This is a genomic window from Pandoraea terrigena, assembly GCF_902459705.1.
Classification (GTDB): Bacteria; Pseudomonadota; Gammaproteobacteria; order Burkholderiales; family Burkholderiaceae; genus Pandoraea; species Pandoraea terrigena.
In genome coordinates, this window is record NZ_CABPRU010000002.1 from 403,018 (window position 1) to 421,468 (window position 18,451).

Sequence of the window (18,451 nt, forward strand, 5' to 3'; positions counted from 1 at the left end):
TTCACTCCATCACCTCACACCCACCGCGCCTGAAGATGCCGTGCGAAGTTTGGAGACACGGCGGTTCTGCATCATCACGAGGCGCTCCATGTATGCGAGATCCTTCATCTCGATCGTAAACGTCGAGCGGACCCAATCCTCGGTAATGTCCATCAGCTCTGAACGAGACAAGGGCAGTACGCGTTGACGCGTGCGAATCAGCGCCCGAATCGCATTCAACTTCGGCCGTATCACGTCGATAAAGGTACGTGTTGCGACGAACGCGTCGCCGGGTTCGAATAGCTGGTCGACGAGCCCCTTGTCCGCGAACCACTCGGCCGTGTGCGATTCTCCGGTACTGATCAACGCTTCGGCCACGCCCATGCCGGCTTTACGTGCCACCAGCGAGTATCCGCCCATGCCGGGGAATAGATTGAACGCGACCTCCGGAAAGCCAAGCTTCACGCCATTCTGCGCCAGCACGTAGTGATGCGCGAGCGCCGCCTCGAGTCCGCCGCCGAGCGCGCTGCCCTCGACCATCGCGATCGAGATCGCACCGGTTCCGTAGCCGTTGTACATTTCCCAGATGCAATCGATGCACGACCGCGCGTACGCCATCAGCACGTCTCGCTGGCCCGAACGGATCGCATCGACGAAAAAGCTAAGGTCGCCGCCAACGTTGAATAGCTCTGGAACCAGCGATCCCGTGACCCAGAAATCGATGCGCAGTCCCGATTCCCGCGCCGTGTGCGCAAGGTGCATGATCTCGGTAAGAAGTCCCTGGTTGAAGCAGGGGCGAGGGGCGGCGCGGAGCATCATCCACATGATGTTTCGGCCTTCTTCGTAAAACGCGGCCAGTTGCGACATGTCCCCTGCCTCGTAGAACGGCCTGCATGACGGGTGGTTTTGAAGTTGCATGTGTTTTCCTGTGTAGCTGTGGTTTGCGGTTAAATGCCGCCATGACCAGCCATTCGCAAACGTTGGCGAAGTGGCCGTACGGCACCGCTATTTTTGCGTGCGCACAACTCACAGAAATGCAAAATCTTTAATTTCTCACCCTTCAACAATGTCGGCCTGTACGTCGACAGGCTCGAAGGGGCGGCCACCGGCATCCAAACACTCCGGGGAGTCAGATTGAGTTCTCCCCACGCATGGACGTAGCCCGCAATGGATAGCGAGCAAACCGGGAATCAACGGCGGGGCAGAAAAAGAAAAAGCCCTGACAAGTCAGGGCTCTTGAATTTTGGAGGCGGGAGTCGGAATCGAACCGGCGTACACGGCTTTGCAGGCCGCTGCATGACCACTCTGCCATCCCGCCATTGGGATATGCCGCATTGTAACCGCTCGCTGTTGCCATCGAGGGCGCCCTTCGGATCGATCGCCGTGGGCTTTTCGGCAAATAAAAAGGGAAGCCAGGCTTCCCTCTGGATTTGGAGCGGGAGACGAGTCTCGAACTCGCGACCTCAACCTTGGCAAGGTTGCGCTCTACCAACTGAGCTACTCCCGCATGACACCAAACACCAAGGATTCACTCACTCAATGTCCAGTGTGAAAACTGGAGCGGGAGACGAGTCTCGAACTCGCGACCTCAACCTTGGCAAGGTTGCGCTCTACCAACTGAGCTACTCCCGCATTGTCATGCGAACGACCAATCCAACCACTTCTTAAAACTTCGCTGCCGGGCTAACGCCGTAGCAGCGAGAAGGAGATTATGTCCAAACCGTGATTCAGTGTCAAGCACCGGCACCGAAAATTTGTGAAGATTTTTCTCCTCCACCGCGTAAATCCCGCGCCTTCCGCGCCTGACGCTCACATCTTGCCCGCACCGCGTTCCCGAATCTGCGGCCACGCGCGGCGCAGATAATACAGCATCGACCACAACGTGAGAATCGCCGCCACATAAATCAGCCACGTCCCCCAAACCCGGGAATCGAGGCTCAATCCACGCCACGCCACCGTGCCGTTGAACAGCAACAACGGAATCGCCACCATCTGCGCTGCCGTCTTGACCTTGCCCAATTGATGCACCGCCACGCTGCGCGACGCGCCAATCTGCGCCATCCACTCGCGCAACGCCGAAATCGTGATCTCCCGGCCGATGATGATCAACGCCACCAACGCGTTGATCCGCCCCATCTGCAACAGCATCAGCAAGGCCGCCGCCACCATCAGCTTGTCCGCCACCGGATCCAGGAACGCCCCGAACGCCGACGTCTGATTCCAGCGCCGCGCCAGAAAGCCGTCGAACCAGTCGGTCAGCGCCGCCAGCACGAAGACGCCGCACGCCACCCAATTCATCTGGACCGGCGACAGCCAGGTCGTCGGCAGGTAATAGACGCCGACCACCAGCGGGATCAGCACGATCCGAAGCCAGGTCAGGAAGATGGGGATGTTAAAAGGCATGGCAGCATGAGTTCGGCAAACGGCGGTCGACACACGGCGCCCTCGGCAGCCGTACCAGACCCGCATTGTGCCGTGTCTGCCCCGCAGCGACAAGGCCGAGGCGCCGCGCAGCAGTTGACATGTGCATCCGTGTGCCCCTATCTTGCTTGCAACCCTCCGCCAATAGCGCCGATCTCGTGAAACTGCCCTGGCCCCTGCTTGCACGGCGACGACCGCTGGTGCCGCCTCACATCCTCATCGCGGCGTTGGTCGGGATCGACGGTCTCCAGCTCGTCGCCTCGGTGTTGCTGCGCGTGCCCGGCTCACTGCTCATCGATCTCTTCGTGCGCGGCGACGTCTCTGCCCTCGCGCGCATCGACGCCAGCCACCTGCCCCGATTGCTCTTCGGATTGAACGCCATCGAGCGCATCGACTTCTCGCACCTGCCCCGCGCGCTCACCGGCCTGTCGCTCATCGCGCTCTCCTGCGGACTCGTCATCCGCGCGCGCACCGCCTGGGCCTTCACGCTCGTCATGCTCGTGCTGGCCGCCGCCATCAATTTCCACCTGACCCTTCGCTTCGACCTGACGTTCGCCCTCTCGCTCGTTTGCGTTGCAATGCTGCTCTGGTACTGGCGGGATTTCGACCGCGCGAGCTACGCCGCCGCCACGCTCTACACGCTGGTGGCCGTGTTCGCGCTGCTCGTCTACGCCACGTTCGGCACGATGTACCTCGGCCACGAATTCACGCCGCCCGTCACCGACCTGGCCACGGCGTTCTACTTCTCCATCGTCACGATGGCGACTGTCGGCTACGGCGACATCGTGCCGCACAGCACCAATGCGAGACTCTTCACCGCCTCGCTCATCATCTTCGGGATCAGTGTGTTCGCGACGTCGCTGACCGTCGTCATCGGCCCGCTCGTCGGCGGCAACCTTAAGAAAATTCTCTCGGGGAGATTCACTCACGTGATACGAAAGAACCACTTCATCGTGGCCGGCGCGTCGCCGCTCGCCATCAATGTGCACAGCGAACTCACCAAGCGCGGCTGGCCGGTGACGGTCATCATCGCGAGCGGGGGGGACAATCCCTATCCGGAAGAGGCGGACGTTGTGCATGGCGACGCCAGCGACAATACCGTGCTCACCCACGCCGGCATCGAACACGCCAAGGCCCTGCTCGCGCTGCGTGCCGACGATTCGGAGAACGCCTTTATCGTGCTCGCCGCGAAAGAAATTGCGCCGAAGGTGCGCACGATCGCATCGGTCAACGACAGCAAGCATCTGAGCAAACTCAAACGCGTTCAGCCTGACATGATTTTCGCGGCGCCCGTCGTCGGCGGCGAGCTGCTTGCCCGTACCTTGTCCGGCGAGACCGTCGACAACGAGACCGTCATGCGCCTGCTGTTCCATGGCGATACGTGAAGCGCCGCGCGCGTCAATGCAATTGGCGGTAGATCTGCTCCGCGAGCGTCGTGGAAATACCGTCGACACTGGCCAATTCGTCGACGCTGGCCGACGCCACCCCTTGCAACCCACCGAACCGCATCAGCAACCGCTGACGACGCTTCGCGCCGATGCCCTCGATTTCCTCGAGCCGTGAGGTCTGACGCGCCTTCGCGCGCTTGGCCCGCATGCCCGTAATCGCAAAGCGGTGCGCCTCGTCACGAATCTGCGCGATCAGCATCAGCACCGCGCTCTCGCGGCCCAGTTCCAGCGGCGCGCGTCCATCGGCAAAGATCAGCGTCTCAAGCCCCACTTTGCGACCCTCGCCCTTCGCCACGCCGACCAACCGGCCAATGTCGATCCCCAGTTCGACGAACACCTGGCGCGCCACCTCGACCTGCCCCTTGCCGCCGTCGATCAGCACCAGTTGCGGCAAATTGGCTTCCCCGTCAGACGCGTCGGACGCGGGCGATGTGCCGCCGGCATCGGCAGACTCGTCGGCTTGCGGCGCCGCCCCGTCGTCCGGCAGCACCCGCGTCTCGGCTTCAGCGCGCGCCACATCGGCCGCCACGGACAACGGATCGGCCGCATCGCTCACGTGGGCCGCCGCCTCCATCAAGCGGCCATACCGGCGCGTGAGCACCTGGCGCATCGCCGCATAGTCGTCGCCCGGCGTAATGCCGGCGATGTTGTAGCGCCGATATTCGCTCGTCTGCATCTTGTGATGATGGAACACCACGCACGACGCTTGCGTCGCCTCGCCTTGCGTGTGGCTGATGTCGAAGCATTCCACCCGCAGCCGCGCCGGATCGTCGATGTCGAGCCCGATGGTTTGCACCAGCTCGCGCGTACGCGCTTGCTGGCTGCCCTGCTCCGTCAACAGACGCGTGAGCGCAAGCTGCGCGCCCTGAAGCGCCATGTCGAGCCACGCGCGCCGCTGTCCCTGGGGCTGACGCACCATCGCAATGCGCCTCCCCGCTTGCTCGGACAACGCGGTCAGCAACTCGTCGCTCGGCAACGCATGGCTCACGACCAGCACCGGCGGCACCGACTGCCCCAGGTAGTGCTGCGCGACGAAGGCCTCGAGCAGACGCGACTCGAGCGATGCCGACGGGGTGTCCGACGGCATGTCGTTGGCGATCTCGTCGGTTCGGATGGTGGCATCGCCCGCGTTGGCCTCGGACGTTTCCGACGCGAGCACCTCGTTCTGCTCGAATTCGTCGGCAACCCCGCCTTCGACACCGCGCTCCACGTGCGCCGGGAAATACGCCTTGTCTCCAAGGTGGCGTCCGCCACGCACCATCGCGAGATTCACACACGCACGGCCGCCCGCGTACACGACGGCGAGAATATCCGCGTCGACGTCCCCGGCGGTCTCGACCGACTGCTGCTGGAGCACGCCCGAGAGCGCCTGCATCTGATTGCGCACCACAGCGGCCTGCTCGAACTGAAGCGCCTCGGCGTACGCCACCATCTTCGCTTCGAGCGCGCCCAGCACCTCTTTCTGGCGTCCCGAGAGAAACGCCGCCGCGTTATTCACGTCGCGCGCATAGTCTTCGTCCTGAATGGCGCCGACGCAAGGCGCGCTGCACCGCTCGATCTGGTGCAACAGGCACGGACGCGTGCGATTCGTGAAAACCGAGTCCTCGCAGGTGCGCAACTGAAACACCTTCTGCAGGATCTGAATGCTCTCGCGCACGGCCCACGCGCTGGGGAACGGTCCGAAGTATTGTCCACGACGATCCACCGATCCCCGGTAATACGCCATGCGCGGATATTTATGTTGCGTGAGCTTGAGAAACGGATACGACTTGTCGTCGCGAAACAGGATGTTGTAACGCGGATGCAACGCCTTGATCAGATTGTTCTCAAGCAGCAGCGCCTCGGTTTCCGAGCGCGTGACCGTCGTTTCCAGCTTGGCGATGCGCGCGACCATCAGCGCGATGCGGGGGGAAAGCTGCGTCTTGTTGAAGTAGCTCGACACGCGCTTCTTCAGATTGCGTGCCTTGCCGACATACAGCACGCTGCCCGCCGCGTCGTAGTAGCGATAGACGCCGGGCAGGTTCGGCAACTGGGCAAGCACCTTGCGGGCGTCGAACGCGGCGCTGTCGGGCGGCGTCTGCGCCGCGGGCTGAGCGGCATCCCCCGCCGTGGCGGATTTGGCTTTGCGGGATTTGCGCGGCGGCGTGACGTCGTGGGCGTCTTCGGTCATGAACTCTGGCATCGGAGCGTCCCGGCGGCGAAGCCGTGCGGTCGCGACCGCACGCGCACCGTGCGCGCAGGCGTCGTCATACATCGCGGGCACTCGCAGGGACTAGAATCCGAAGTTTAGACCAATCCGCGTCGCCGCTTCTCAATGTCCCTGCCCACTTCCGTCTCTCCGGCCGCAAGCGCCCTGCCCCTGGTGCCACGCTGCGATCTGTTCTGCACCGTCGTCGACAATTTCGGCGACATCGGCGTGTGCTGGCGGCTCGCGCGACAACTCGTGCGCGAACACGGCTGGTCGGTACGGCTTTGGGTCGACGATCTCGCGAGCTTTCGTCACCTGCGTCCCGACATCGACCCCTCGCTGGCCCGGCAACGCTGCGATGGCGTGGACGTGCGCCGCTGGGATGCCAACTTCGGCCCGATCACCGACGACAATGCACCGGGCGATATCGTCATCGAAGCGTTCGCCTGCCAGATTCCCGACGCCTGCATTCAAGCGATGCATGCGCGCAAAAAGGCGGGAAACGCACCGGTCTGGATCAACCTCGAGTACCTGAGCGCCGAAGATTGGGTCGAGGGATGTCATCTGCAAAAGTCGATACACCCGCAACTGGGGCTCGTCAAAACGTTCTTCTTCCCGGGCTTCACGGCACGCACTGGCGGGCTTGTGCGAGAACGGGAGCTGTTCTCACGGCGAGACGCCTTCCTTGCGTCCCCCGAGCTTCGCGACGCCTGGTGGCAGCGCACGCTCGGGCTGCCGGCGGCACCGAAGGACGCGTTGGTCGTATCGCTCTTCGCGTATGAAAATGCCGCGCTGCCCGCGTTGCTGGCACAGTGGGCCGCCAGCGACACGCCCATCGTCTGCCTGGTTCCACAGGGTCGGATCGCCCCGCTGGTCGGCGCGTGGTTTGGCCGCGAGGCGCTTGCGCCGCGCGAATGCACGACACAAGGAGCGCTGACGGTGTACGGGCTGCCGTTCGTTCCGCAATCCGAGTTCGACGCGCTGCTGTGGGCAGGCGATCTCAATTTCGTACGTGGGGAAGATTCGTTCGTGCGCGCACAATGGGCGGCGAAGCCGCTCGTCTGGCACATCTACCCGCAAGACGACAACGCCCACCATGTGAAGCTCGACGCGTTTCTCGACCGATACCTGCACGATCTGCCCGCTGAAGCGCCGGATGCCATGCCCCTGGGGCGCGACGCACGCGAGGCGCTGCGCACCTTCTCGCATCTCTGGAACGGTTACGCCAGCACCCCGCCCGACTGGCCGGCGCTGGCCACCGCGCTGCCCGAGCTGAATCGTCACGCCCGTGCGTGGGCACACACACAGGGGGCCCGCCCGGACCTCGCGCGACAGTTGGCAAGCTTCACCGAAAATCAGGTAAAATAGCTGGTTTTTCAACGCTTTGCTGCTGAACCTGCTGCACCGGACCGTTTCCAGGCGGGCGCGGGAATCAAGCGGCGAATGGGGCGTATGGAAGCGCTCAACAAGCGGCAAATCGCTTATTTCGTCACAGGATCTCGTTTTTTATGAAAACCGCTCAAGAACTCCGCGTCGGTAACGTCGTCATGATCGACGGTGAGCCCAATGTCGTGCTGAAGACCGAATACGTCAAGTCGGGCCGTAACTCCAGCGTCGTCAAGATGAAGTACAAGAAGCTGATGGGCGAAGGCCGCGGCGAATTCGCGTACAAGGCCGACGACAAGTTCGACGTCGTTGTGCTCGACAAGAAGGAAGTGACCTACTCGTACTTCGCCGACCCGATGTACGTGTTCATGGACGCCGACTACAACCAGTACGAAGTCGAAGCCGAAAACATGGGCGACGCGATCAAGTACCTGGAAGACGGCATGAAGTGCGAAGTCGTTTTCTACAATGAAAAGGCCATCTCGGTCGACCTGCCGACCTCGCTCGTGCGCGTTGTGGAATACACCGAACCGGCCGTCAAGGGCGATACGTCGTCGGGCCGCGTGCTGAAGAACGCCAAGATCAACGATCTGCTGGAAATCCAGGTGCCGCTGTTCGTCAGCACCGGCGACAAGATCGAAATCGATACGCGTACCGACGAGTACCGCAGCCGCGTCTAAGCGATTGCGACGCCGCCTGCGCCGTCTGCGGACGACGCGGCGCGACCGTCAGGCCGTCAGGCAACAAGAAAGCGCTCTTCCCGTCAGGGTCGAGCGCTTTTTGTTTGGCGGGCGTTCGCTGGGACGCCCGGTGTCTCGCTTACGCGCCGAACGATGCGCCGAACGTCTGCGCGATCAGACGCTTCGCCGCTTGATACTCGGGCTGCGCGAGCATCTTCTCCCAGCCGTGCACCTTGCCACGGCCCTGCAGATGCTTGATGCGACGCTGCGATACGCCGTCAGGCGCCCACTTCATTTCATGCAGCAATCGGTCCGCTTTTTCCGGGCTGTTGCAGATGAGCACCATGTCGCAGCCGGCCGCCATCGCGGCATGGGCCGCCGTCACGACATCGCCCGCCGCGCTCGCGCCCTGCATCGACAGGTCGTCGCTGAAAATCACGCCGTCGAACGCATACTTGCCGCGCAGGATTTCCTTGAGCCACTTGGCAGAGAACCCCGCCGGGTTCGGATCGACCTGGGGGTAGATCACGTGCGCCGGCATGACCGCCGCCAGTGACATACCCAGCCAGTCATACGGTTGTGCATCGACGCTGAGGATCTCGTCCAGCGAGCGCTCGTCGACCGGAATCTCGTGGTGCGAGTCCGCCGCGACGAAACCATGCCCCGGGAAGTGCTTGCCGCAGTTCGCCATCCCGGCGAGGAGCAGGCCGTGATTCAGGCTCTTGGCCAGCATGGCCACCACGCGCGGATCGGCGTCGAACGCGCGATCACCGATCACCGCGGACGTCCCATAGTCCAGATCCAGCACGGGCGTGAAGCTCAGATCGATATCGCACGCGCGCAGTTCGGCCGCCAGCACATAGCCCACGGCCGTCGCCACGCGCGTGGCCTGGAACACGTCGTCGTGCCAGAGCTTGCCCAGCTTGCCCATCGCCGGCAGATGCGTGAAGCCATCGGTACGAAAGCGCTGCACACGCCCGCCTTCATGATCGACCGCGATCACGACGTCATCTCGCACGTCGCGAATCTGCGTCGTGAGCGCACACAACTGCGCGCGATCGTCAAAGTTGCGGGCGAACAGAATGACACCCCCGGTCAGCGGATGGTCGATGCGACGGATGTCGTCCTCGCTGAGCGTCAGTCCGACGACGTCCAGCATCACCGGGCCCGGTCTGCGCTTCGTCATTGCGTTTTCTCCGATGCAATATTGCGAATGTTGCCTACATTACGTGACGCAATCGCGAAGGCGACTGCGTACTCTTTCTCGTCCGTGATCGAAATCTCGATCGACAGTTGCCGCTCGGCCAGCCACTGCACCAACTCGCCCGAGGCCACCACGACCGGCTTGCCGGACGGCGCATTGAGCGTTTGCACGGCGCGCCACGTCATCGGCCAGCGCATACCCAGCCCGATGGCCTTCGACACGGCCTCCTTCGCGGCGAAGCGCGTGCACAGATACGCGAGCCCGCGCACCTCGGATCGGCTCTGACGCGCGTGATAGACCTTGAGTTCCTCGGGCCCCAGCACACGCTCGGCGAAGCGCCCATGGGTGCGCGTCATGACACCAACGACGCGGCTGATCTGGAGGATGTCCGTGCCCACGCCGTAAATCACCGTGGCCGCTGACTCGCAGGCGACGGCATGCCCGCCTGGCGGCGGCACGTCGGGGGACGAGGGCGACGGCATCGTCGGTTCGCTCATGGGGTGGCGCCTGAAGATGGGAGGGGCGTGTCGCGACTCAGCCGCGCGTCGCGATGCGGCTCGCAACCATGATGGCCTTCATCTCGCGCACGGCGTTCTCCCAGCCCGCAAAGAGGGCGTGGGCCACGATTGCGTGTCCGATGTTCAGCTCGGAAATGCCTTCGATGGCGGCGATCGGCTGCACGTTTTCGTAATGCAAGCCATGCCCGGCGTTCACGCGCAGCCCCAGCGACAGACCGAGGGCAACGGCACGTTCGATGCGAGCGAACTCGGACTCACGCGTTGCCTCGTCGTGTGCTTCCGCGTAGCGGCCCGTGTGCAGCTCGACCGCCGGCGCCCCCATGCGCGCCGCAGCGCGGATCGGTGCTTCGTCCGGATCGATGAACAGCGACACGCGGCTGCCTGCTTCGCCGAGCTGCTGCGTCGCCGCGGCCACACGGTCGTACAGACCCACGACGTCCAGCCCGCCTTCGGTGGTCAGTTCCTGGCGACGCTCGGGCACCAGACAGACATCGTGCGGCTTGACGCGGCACGCAATCGCCAGCATCTCGTCCGTCACGGCACACTCGAGGTTCATCCGCGTGAGCAGCTTGTCGCGCAGATTCGTCACATCGTCGTCGCGAATATGACGGCGGTCTTCACGCAGGTGCAGCGTGATGACATCGGCGCCTGCCGCTTCGGCCAGCAACGCCGCCTTGATCGGGTCGGGATAGGCCGTGCCGCGCGCGTTGCGCACCGTCGCGACGTGATCGATGTTGACCCCGAGATCGATGGGGTTGCCGTGGAAGAAGAGGCTCATAGTTTTTGCAGATCGAGCAGGATCTGCCGCGTGTTGAGCGGAACACCGCCCAAGTGGTGGTTGAGAAGGAAGCGCATGAGCAGCTTGCTTTGCTGCACGGTCTGCGCCCGGGAATAATCGTCTTGCTCCATGTCGAGCAACGTCTGCCCGCTGATGACCGGCCAGTCCGACGGCTCCTCCCCTCCCGCCGGACGCACGCCCCGGTCGGGATGAAACACGTAGCGGCGCTCGGGCGCAACCTTGCCGCGCGTCTGCGTGCAGCGGTCGAACGCCACGGCGTAACCGGTCTCGCGCAGCAGCACGCGCTCGAACGTGCGCAGGATGATGCCCGCTGGCTCGCCATGCGCGAGGTGATGCAGCGTGGTCAGATAGTGTTGGAATAGTTTGTCGTGCGGATCGTCACGCGCGCAGAACTTCACCAGCAATTCGTTCAGGTAGAAACCGGAGAGCAGCGCGTCACCTTCGAGCGGGCGCAGTCCGCCGACCCACTCGGCCTTGGTCAGCGTGCGCAGTTCCCCCTTGCCAAGCCAGGCGAGGGAGAGCGGCTGGAACGTCTGGAGCACGCCGCGCAGCGCCGAATGCGGACGCTTGGCCCCCTTCGCCACAAGCGCAACGCGTCCGTGGTCACGGGTGAGCACGTCGATGATCAGGCTGGTTTCGCGGTAGGGATAGCTGTGCAGCACAAAGCCGGGCTGCTCGGTCACCCGGCTTTGCTCGCGCTCGGCGGCCCGGGCAGGCGATGGCGCGCGGCGCGTGCGTTTGGATTCGCGCTTGACGGTATCGGCGGAGGCGTCGGCGGGCGGGAACGCTTCCGACGCCTCGTCGTCCACGCCCCGCGCGCGAGCACCGCGTGCCTGACGCGCCGGCCGGCCCCCCACCGCCCCGACGCGCGGGGTATGTGGGGTGGACGAGGCTGCCGAAGGGGGCGAGGCGAGCGAGGTCAGCGGCGCAGCGGCAGCCGATGCGGCGCCTGACGCCGCAATGTCGTCACGTAAGGTGTCGAATTCACTCGTAGCCATACGCCCGCAGGCCGGCCTCGTTGTCGGCCCAGCCACCCTTGACCTTGATCCAGACTTCCAGATACACGGGCCCGTCGAAGAGCTTCACCATATCGAGACGAGCATCGGTGGAAATCTGCTTGAGCTTCGCCCCCTTGTTGCCGATGATCATCGCCTTGTGGCTATCGCGATCGACCAGAATCGTCGCAAAGATCCGGCGCAGATTCCCTTCCTGCTCGAACTTGTCGATGATGACCGTGCTCGTGTACGGCAGCTCGTCGCCCGTCCAGCGAAACACTTTTTCGCGCAGGATTTCGGCCGCCATGAACCGCTCGCTGCGATCGGTCAGATCGTCTTCCCCGTAGATCGGCTCGCCTTCCAGCAGGTACGGACGCAACACGCCGAGCAAGCGCTTGATGTCATCCATGCGCTTCGCGGACAGCGGCACGATCTCGCGGAAGTCGCGCACCTCGCCCACCTGTCTCAGGAACGGCAGCATTTCCGCCTTGTCGGCGATGCGATCGAGCTTGTTGACGATGAGCAGCACGGGCGTGTTCTCGGGCAACAACTTGAGCACCTTCTCGTCGTCCGGGCCGAAGTTGCCCGCTTCGATGACGAACAGCACGACATCGACGCTGGAGAGCGTGGACGTCACCGCGCGATTGAGCGATCGGTTCAGCGCCGTAGCGTGACGCGTCTGAAAGCCCGGCGTGTCGACGAAGATGTACTGCGCGTCGTCCGTGGTGCAAATGCCGGTAATGCGATGCCGCGTCGTCTGCGCCTTGCGCGACGTGATGCTGATCTTCTGACCGACGAGGGCGTTGAGCAGCGTCGATTTGCCGACGTTCGGACGCCCGACGATCGCCACGGTCCCGCAGCGAAAATCCGTCTTATCGTTCATGTTTGGAAACTCTCTTGAAAGGGGGCCGGCGCATCGCGCCCTCCCCTTGAATGGGGCTCAGGCCGCTGCCGGGGGGTGTTTGGCGGCGTCAGGCTTATCGGCAGGCTTCTCGGCGGTCTTTTCCGCGGGCGCCACTGGCGTGCGGGCCGCACCGTTACCGGCGGACGCCGTCATGGCCGGCGCAGCGCTCACCTGCGCGGCAGGCTCGGCCATTTTTGCCTCGGATGCCGCCGCCTTCGCCGCGCGCTTCTTCGCGGCCTTGGGCTTGGCAAGTGCCGGCATCTTCAGCACTTCCTCCAGCGCCTTCTTGGCGGCCGCTTGTTCCGCCGCACGTCGGCTCGCGCCCGATCCGCCCGCCTTGATGTCGAGCTTCGGAACCGTGCACTCCACCTCGAACTGCTGATTGTGCGCGGCGCCATGCGTCGCGATCACCGAGTACTGCGGCAACGCGATCTTGTGGCCTTGCAGATACTCCTGGAGCAGCGTCTTGGCGTCCTTACCGAGCGTTTTCGGATCGACATGTTCGAGCACGGGCGTGTATAGACGCTCGATCGCGGCATATGCCGCCTCGAACCCGCCGTCGAGGTACATCGCGCCGAACAGTGCCTCGAGCGTGTCGGCCAGAATCGAAGGGCGGCGGAAACCGCCACTCTTGAGTTCGCCTTCGCCCAGGCGCAGGAAATCGGAGACCCCCAGCGTCTGCGCGATTTCGTACAAGGACTGCTGCTTGACGAGATTGGCGCGCACACGCGAGAGGTCGCCTTCGTCGAGCTTGCCGTAGCGACGAAACAGGATCGCTGCGACCGAACAGTTGAGGATGGAATCGCCGAGAAACTCCAACCGCTCGTTATTGGCGGCACTATGGCTACGGTGCGTCAGTGCTTGGCAAAGCAATTCCGCATCGTGGAAGCGGTACTGGAGACGTTCTTCCAGTTGATTCAGAGATTGAGGCATGGCGCAAGTATAGCGCGACGCTCCCGCCCCGGCGCGCGTCGTCGCCAAGAAACGACGGGCTTGACCGCCTTCCGACGGGCTTTTCGGACTCGCGTGAGGGGGTGGGATCGGACATTTCCGAGGCGACGACGCATCGATCTTCCGCGCGCCCCCAACCCGCCGCATCATTTAACTCAAATTAAAAAACAATAATGCGAAAACTAGCATTTTATTGCCAATTTTCGCATCAATTGAATTGTCGCCCAGGAAGATGGCCTCCCTGGTTGACCGGCAGCGTTACTGGAAGCGGCCCAGGCGCTTGAGGTTCGAGAAATTCATCCAGATGAAGAACGCACGGCCCACGATGTTCTGCTCGGGCACGAAGCCCCAGTAGCGGCTGTCCGCGCTGTTGTCGCGGTTGTCGCCCATCATGAAGTAGTGGCCCGCCGGAACCTTGCAGATCACGCCCTGGCTGTTGTACTGGCAGTTCTGCTTGTCCGGGAAGTCGTCGGCGCCCAGGATGTATGGCGGCACGTTCGGGTCGTTCAGAATGCGGTGCTTCACGCCGCCCACCGTCTCCTGGAACTGCTTGAAGTAGGCGATGTGCTCCTCGTCGAAGTAGTCCGGCATGGCGGTCTCGGGCACCGGCTGGCCGTTCACCGTGAGCTTCTTGTTCTCGTAAGCCACCACGTCGCCCGGCACACCGATCACGCGCTTGATGTAGTCCATCGACTCATCTTTCGGGTAACGAAACACCACCACGTCACCGCGCTTGGGCTCTCCCAGTGCGACGACCTTCGTATTGAGCACCGGCAAGCGGATGCCGTACTCGAACTTGTTCACGAGGATGAAGTCGCCAACGTGCAGCGTCGGAATCATCGAGCCCGACGGGATCTTGAACGGCTCAACCACGAACGAGCGCAGCACGAACACGGCAAGAATCACCGGGAAGAAGCTCGCGGAATACTCGAGCCACCACGGCTGGCGCAGCTTGTCGTCGCGCACTTTGGCACGTGCGCTTGCGAGCGCGCTGCCTTCCTGCGTGCCGGAGCCCTGAACGCCGGCCCCCTGCATGGCAAGCTGCTGTTGATCGAATTGCGCCAGGGCGTCCTGTGCTGCCCGGCGGCGCGCCGGTTGAAACACCAACTTGTCGGCCACCCAGGCCACCCCGGTCACCAGCACCAGGATCAAAAGAATCAGGGCGAAATTCATGCGGGACCTGTCGCTACGTTATTTGTCTTCGACTTGCAAAATGGCAAGGAACGCTTCCTGGGGAATCTCGACACTCCCCACCTGCTTCATGCGCTTCTTGCCTTCCTTCTGTTTCTCAAGCAGCTTCTTCTTGCGCGAGATGTCGCCACCATAACACTTCGCCAGCACGTTCTTGCGCAAAGCCTTGATGTTCTCACGGGCAATGATGTTCGCGCCGATGGCCGCCTGGATCGCCACATCGTACATTTGGCGCGGAATGATTTCGCGCATCTTCGAGGCAACCTGCGCGCCACGGCGGCGGCTCTCCGAGCGGTGCACGATGATCGACAGCGCATCGACCTTGTCGCCGTTGATGAGCATGTCGACCTTGACCACGTCCGACGTGCGGTACTCCTTGAACTCATAGTCCATCGACGCATAACCGCGCGACACCGACTTCAGACGATCGAAGAAGTCGAGCACGATCTCCGCCATCGGGATCTCGTAAATCAGGCGCACCTGACGGCCGTGGTACTGCATGTCGATCTGCACGCCGCGCTTTTGCTGACACAGCGTGACCACTGAGCCCACGTACTCCTGCGGCATGTACAGGTTGACCGTGACAATGGGCTCGCGCACCTCTTCAATACGGCCCGGATCGGGCATCTTCGACGGATTTTCCACCGTGGTGACCGTGCCATCGCGCTCGACCACCTCATAGATCACGGTCGGCGCCGTGGTGATGAGGTCCATATCGAACTCGCGCTCCAGGCGCTCCTGCACGATTTCCATGTGCAGCAACCCCAGGAAGCCGCAACGGAAACCGAAGCCCAATGCCTGCGAGACTTCCGGCTCGTATTGCAGCGAGGCGTCGTTGAGCTTGAGCTTTTCAAGCGATTCGCGCAGCGCGTCGTACTGGTTCGCCTCGATCGGGTAGAGGCCGGCGAACACCTGCGGCTTGACTTCCTTGAAGCCCGGCAGCGGCTCGGACGCTGGCTTGGTCGTGGTCGTCAGCGCGTGCGTGACCGTGTCGCCGACCTTCGCGGCACCCAGTTCCTTGATGCCCGAGATGATGAAACCCACCTGGCCGGCCGACAGCGTCGGACGCGACTGCGACTTCGGCGTGAAGACACCCACTTGCTCGACCGGGTAGGTCGCGCCCGTGGCCATCAACTGAATCTTTTCCTTCGGTTTGAGCGTGCCGTTGACGATACGCACCAGCATGACCACGCCCACGTAGTTGTCGAACCACGAGTCGATGATCAGCGCTTGCAGCGGGGCGGAGGCGTCGCCCTTGGGCGGCGGCACCTTGGCGATGAGCGCTTCGAGCACGTCTTCCACACCGAAACCGGTCTTGGCGGAACAGCGCACGGCGTCGGTCGCCTCGATACCGATCACGTCCTCGATCTCCTGGATCGCATTCTCCGGTTCGGCCGACGGCAGGTCGATCTTGTTGAGCACCGGCACCACTTCCACGCCCAGCTCGATCGCCGTGTAGCAATTCGCCACGGTCTGTGCTTCCACGCCCTGCGAGGCGTCGACGACAAGCAGTGCGCCCTCGCATGCGGAAAGCGAACGGCTCACCTCGTACGAAAAGTCGACGTGTCCCGGCGTATCGATGAGGTTCAGGTTATAGACCTTGCCGTCACGCGCCTTGTATTCCAGCGCGGCGGTCTGCGCCTTGATGGTGATGCCACGCTCTCGCTCAAGATCCATCGAGTCGAGGACCCGGGATTCCATTTCACGATCGGACAGACCGCCGCTCAACTGGATGATGCGATCGGCCAGGGTCGATTTCCCGTGGTCGATGTGGGCGATGATCGAAAAATTGCGAATATGGTCCATGAGGCGGGCTAGAGAAGAGTCGGTGCCATCGGATTCGGCTCGGCAGCGACTTTCGAGAGAATCGGCAAACACGATATTTTAGCCGAAAGCGTAGCGATGCCGTCCGGAATCGCTTGCATCGCGGTAGAAAATGGCGGGAAGGTCGGGGCGTCGCTCGTGGCGTGAGGGGGCGCTGATCAACCTGATTGCAATGCGGCAGCGACCGCAGCCGCATCGAAACGATACCGGCACAACTCGCGCTCGCCCAGCGCCAGCACCGGCACGATCTCGTCGTATTGTGCTTCGAGCGCCGGGTCGCTGTCGACATCGATGACCGTGACCGAGAACGCCCACGCCGGACGCATGGCTTCGAGCGCCGCAAGCATGTCATCGCAAAGATGACACCACTTGCGGCCATAGAGCGTCAGCGCCGGCGCATGCATGAGACAGCGGTATTACTTGCCGGGCGCACGCGGGCGCAGCGGCACGAATTGCGTGGCGTCGCCGCGACGCACGAGGATCGGCACGAGGCGCTTCGGATCAAGCACCTTGACCACGTCCTCGAATTGCTTCGCACTGACGATGTCGGCGTCGCCCACTCGCAGGATGATGTCTCCCTGCTGCAAACCGGCGCGGCCCGCGGGACCTTCCGCCAGCTCGACCTGCACGCCGCCGCGCAGCTTCATGTCCTTCTTCTGCGATTCGGTCAGGTCAGAGACGACCAGACCCAACGTGTTCGGGTGAGGCGTGTCGACACTTCCGCTCTGCGCCTTGGACGCCTTCGGCGTATCCGTATCGGCTTCCGCGACCGTGATGCGCAAGTCCTGGTTCTTGCCCTTGCGCAGCACCTGCAGCATCGCGCTCGACCCCGGCTTGGTCTCGCCAACCATGCGCGGCAGATCGGTCGCATGATCGACGGCACGGCCCTCGAACTTCATGATGATGTCGCCGGGCTGCACCCCCGCCTTCTCGGCTGGGCTACCTGGCTCGATGCTGCGCACCAGCGCGCCTTGCGCCCGCGGCAGCCCCAGCGAATCGGCAACGTCCTTGCTGACTTCGCTGATCGCTACGCCGATGCGCCCGCGCACCACCTTGCCGCTCTTCTTGAGCTGATCAGCCACGCGCATGACTTCGTCGATCGGAATCGCAAACGAAATACCCATGAAGCCGCCGGTCTGGCTGTAGATCATCGAGTTGATGCCCACCACCTCACCGCGCATGTTGATGAGCGGTCCGCCCGAATTGCCGGGATTCACGGCCACGTCCGTCTGGATGAACGGCAGGTAATCGCCGGTATCGCGGCCCTTGGCCGACACGATGCCGGCCGTCACCGTATTGTCGAGACCGAATGGCGAACCGATGGCCACCACCCATTCACCGACGCGCAGCTTGTTCGAGTCGCCGACCGGCACGGTCGGCAGGTCCTTGGCTTCGACCTTGACCACGGCGACGTCGGTGCGCTTGTCCGCGCCAACCAGCTTCGCCTTGAACTCGCGCTTGTCGGTGAGGGTGACATAGATACTGTCCGCCCCATCGACCACATGCGCGTTGGTCAGGATATAGCCATCGGCGGAGACGATGAAGCCCGACCCGACGCCGCTGTTCTGCTCGTCATCCGGTTGCGGCTGGCTGCGACGTGGCGTACCGCCCTTCGGCCCCGGCTGCTGCGGCAGCGGTACACCGAAGAAGCGGCGAAACAGCTCGGCCATGTCGTCGTCCATGCCGGGCGGCAAACCGCGCTGACTGCGGCTGACCCGCTCGGTCGTCCGAATGTTCACGACGGCCGGACCAACCCGGTCGACCAGTTGGGTGAAATCGGGAAGATTGCTGACGAGCGGTGCCGCCGACGCCGACGCCGGTGCGGCAAACGCAGCGGGCGCTCCCGCCAATTGCGCGGCAATGGCGCCGCCAAGGATGACACGAAGCAGGAAGGTCTTCTTCATTGGAAGATCGTGGTGCGCGATAGTCTCGGAATGCTTGAAAGCAGTCCGGCCCCGACGAC

General features: G+C 63.2%; 15 protein-coding genes, 3 tRNA genes and 1 pseudogene. 3 read left to right on the plus strand and 16 right to left on the minus strand.

From position 1 onward, the window contains the following. Positions 1-9: 9 nt before the first annotated feature. The 5 genes from PTE31013_RS06075 to pgsA all read right to left on the minus strand — a co-directional run bounded on the left by PTE31013_RS06075 (position 10) and on the right by pgsA (position 2,382). Positions 10-897: a crotonase/enoyl-CoA hydratase family protein gene (locus tag PTE31013_RS06075; protein ID WP_150611913.1), complete on the minus strand. Its 888-nt coding sequence runs from the start codon at positions 895-897 to the stop codon at positions 10-12. A 326-nt stretch (positions 898-1,223) separates the two neighbouring features. Further along, a tRNA-Cys gene (locus tag PTE31013_RS06080) sits at positions 1,224-1,297 on the minus strand. 113 nt (positions 1,298-1,410) lie between these two features. After that, positions 1,411-1,486, minus strand: a tRNA-Gly gene (locus PTE31013_RS06085). Between the two features lie 49 nt (positions 1,487-1,535). Beyond that, positions 1,536-1,611, minus strand: a tRNA-Gly gene (locus PTE31013_RS06090). Positions 1,612-1,788: 177 nt separating this feature from the next. After that, positions 1,789-2,382, minus strand: coding sequence for a CDP-diacylglycerol--glycerol-3-phosphate 3-phosphatidyltransferase (gene pgsA, locus PTE31013_RS06095; protein ID WP_150611914.1), 594 nt, complete (start codon positions 2,380-2,382; stop codon positions 1,789-1,791). A 176-nt stretch (positions 2,383-2,558) separates the two neighbouring features. On the opposite strand from pgsA, the gene kch reads away from it, so the two are divergent. Then, positions 2,559-3,785 carry a voltage-gated potassium channel protein gene (gene kch / locus PTE31013_RS06100; protein WP_246173915.1) on the plus strand — a complete coding sequence of 409 codons (1,227 nt, stop codon included), beginning with the start codon at positions 2,559-2,561 and terminating at the stop codon, positions 3,783-3,785. Positions 3,786-3,798: 13 nt separating this feature from the next. Here the strand turns inward: kch and uvrC are convergent, their stop codons facing one another. Then, the gene (gene uvrC / locus PTE31013_RS06105; RefSeq protein ID WP_150611915.1) at positions 3,799-6,018 is read right to left on the minus strand and encodes an excinuclease ABC subunit UvrC; all 2,220 of its coding nucleotides are present in this window, start codon (positions 6,016-6,018) and stop codon (positions 3,799-3,801) included. Positions 6,019-6,168: 150 nt separating this feature from the next. Here uvrC and earP point away from each other — a divergent pair, with 150 nt between their 5' ends. Both earP and efp read left to right on the plus strand, forming a co-directional pair. Further along, positions 6,169-7,404, plus strand: a complete 1,236-nt coding sequence (gene earP / locus PTE31013_RS06110) for an elongation factor P maturation arginine rhamnosyltransferase EarP (protein ID WP_425495544.1) — start codon at positions 6,169-6,171, stop codon at positions 7,402-7,404. A gap of 140 nt (positions 7,405-7,544) precedes the next feature. Then, a complete protein-coding gene (efp, locus tag PTE31013_RS06115; RefSeq protein ID WP_150550687.1) occupies positions 7,545-8,102 on the plus strand; it encodes an elongation factor P in 558 nt (185 codons plus the stop codon). A 139-nt stretch (positions 8,103-8,241) separates the two neighbouring features. Here efp and nagZ read toward each other — a convergent pair whose 3' ends face one another. The 10 genes and pseudogenes from nagZ to PTE31013_RS06165 form a co-directional block, all read right to left on the minus strand. Then, positions 8,242-9,288 carry a beta-N-acetylhexosaminidase gene (gene nagZ / locus PTE31013_RS06120; protein WP_150611917.1) on the minus strand — a complete coding sequence of 349 codons (1,047 nt, stop codon included), beginning with the start codon at positions 9,286-9,288 and terminating at the stop codon, positions 8,242-8,244. Further along, a complete protein-coding gene (gene acpS / locus PTE31013_RS06125) occupies positions 9,285-9,803 on the minus strand; it encodes a holo-ACP synthase (RefSeq protein ID WP_281351794.1) in 519 nt (172 codons plus the stop codon). The genes nagZ and acpS overlap by 4 nt, the downstream gene beginning before the upstream one ends. A 37-nt stretch (positions 9,804-9,840) precedes the next feature. Further along, on the minus strand, positions 9,841-10,602 hold the full coding sequence (gene pdxJ / locus PTE31013_RS06130; protein ID WP_150611918.1) for a pyridoxine 5'-phosphate synthase: 762 nt from the start codon (positions 10,600-10,602) through the stop codon (positions 9,841-9,843). Continuing rightward, positions 10,599-11,621 (minus strand): DNA repair protein RecO, encoded by a 1,023-nt coding sequence (gene recO, locus PTE31013_RS06135; protein WP_150611919.1) that lies wholly within the window; start codon positions 11,619-11,621, stop codon positions 10,599-10,601. Before recO ends, pdxJ begins: the two co-directional genes overlap by 4 nt. Further along, positions 11,608-12,501, minus strand: a complete 894-nt coding sequence (era, locus tag PTE31013_RS06140) for a GTPase Era (protein ID WP_150611920.1) — start codon at positions 12,499-12,501, stop codon at positions 11,608-11,610. The genes recO and era overlap by 14 nt, the downstream gene beginning before the upstream one ends. A gap of 63 nt (positions 12,502-12,564) precedes the next feature. Then, positions 12,565-13,455: pseudogene (gene rnc / locus PTE31013_RS06145) on the minus strand (ribonuclease III); the annotation flags it as partial. Positions 13,456-13,731: 276 nt separating this feature from the next. Continuing rightward, on the minus strand, positions 13,732-14,646 hold the full coding sequence (gene lepB / locus PTE31013_RS06150; protein ID WP_150611922.1) for a signal peptidase I: 915 nt from the start codon (positions 14,644-14,646) through the stop codon (positions 13,732-13,734). An 18-nt stretch (positions 14,647-14,664) separates the two neighbouring features. Beyond that, entirely contained in the window at positions 14,665-16,470 is a 1,806-nt protein-coding gene (gene lepA / locus PTE31013_RS06155) for a translation elongation factor 4 (RefSeq protein WP_150611923.1), read from the minus strand. 176 nt (positions 16,471-16,646) lie between these two features. Next, complete coding sequence (locus PTE31013_RS06160; RefSeq protein ID WP_150611924.1) at positions 16,647-16,892, minus strand: glutaredoxin family protein; 246 nt, start codon at positions 16,890-16,892, stop codon at positions 16,647-16,649. A gap of 12 nt (positions 16,893-16,904) precedes the next feature. Then, on the minus strand, positions 16,905-18,392 hold the full coding sequence (locus PTE31013_RS06165) for a DegQ family serine endoprotease (protein ID WP_150611925.1): 1,488 nt from the start codon (positions 18,390-18,392) through the stop codon (positions 16,905-16,907). Positions 18,393-18,451: the final 59 nt, after the last annotated feature.